Genomic DNA, 1241 nt, shown 5'->3' on the forward strand with positions numbered 1-1241 from the left:
CTGATATGGATTTGACCAAACCGTCTTTCTCCATCCAACTGCCGCCGCCCAACGTAACCGGTACGCTGCACATGGGCCATGCCTTCAACCAAACCATCATGGACGGTCTAACCCGCTACTACCGCATGAAAGGCTGCAACACCGCCTGGATTCCGGGCACCGACCACGCGGGCATTGCCACGCAAATCGTGGTCGAGCGTCAACTTGCCGCGCAAAACGTGTCCCGTCATGACTTGGGCCGCGAGAAATTCTTGGAAAAAGTGTGGGAATGGAAAGAAGTTTCCGGCGGTACGATTACCCAACAAATGCGCCGCGTGGGCTGCTCTGCCGACTGGACGCGTGAGTATTTCACGATGGACGACGTGCGCGCCGAAACCGTAACCGAAGTGTTTGTGCGTCTGTATGAACAAGGCTTGATTTACCGCGGCAAACGCTTGGTGAACTGGGATCCGGTTTTGGGTACGGCAGTATCTGATTTGGAAGTGGAAAGCGTGGAAGAACAAGGCTCTATGTGGCACATCCGCTATCCGCTGGCGGACAATCCCGCCGAAGCCGTTATCGTGGCGACCACCCGCCCTGAAACGCTGTTGGGCGACGTGGCCGTTGCCGTCAATCCTGAAGACGAACGTTATACGCATTTGATCGGCAAGGAATTAATCCTGCCGCTGACCGGCCGCACCATCCCCGTGATTGCCGACGAATACGTCGAAAAAGACTTCGGTACCGGCTGCGTGAAAATCACGCCTGCGCACGACTTCAACGACTACGAAGTCGGCAAACGCCACGACACGCGCCTGATTAATGTGTTTGATTTGGAAGCCAAAGTGCTGGCAAACGCCGAAGTGTTTAACTTCAAAGGCGAAGCGCAACCAGGCTTTGCCCTGCCTGAAAAATACGCAGGCTTAGACCGCTTTGCCGCGCGCAAACAAATGGTTGCCGATTTGCAGGAACAAGGTTTCTTGGTCGAAATCAAACCGCACACGCTGATGACGCCGAAAGGCGACCGTACCGGTTCCGTGATTGAGCCGATGCTGACCAGCCAATGGTTTGTCGCTATGTCCGCCACGCCAAACGGCGGCGAGCCTGACAGCGAGTTCAAAGGTTTGAGCCTGGCCGACAAAGCCAAAAAAGCCGTTGATAGCGGCGCGGTACGTTTTATCCCTGAAAACTGGGTCAATACCTACAACCAATGGATGAACAACATCCAAGACTGGTGTATTTCGCGCCAACTGTGGTGGGGC

General features: G+C 55.1%; 1 protein-coding gene. It reads left to right on the plus strand.

Annotation, left to right across the window (positions count from 1 at the left end):
• Window positions 1–1241: class I tRNA ligase family protein (locus tag ACTHUM_RS14555; RefSeq protein ID WP_440403231.1), on the plus strand; the 1241-nt coding region annotated here is incomplete at both ends.

The sequence above is a fragment of the Neisseria sp. P0021.S006 genome, assembly GCF_051956895.1.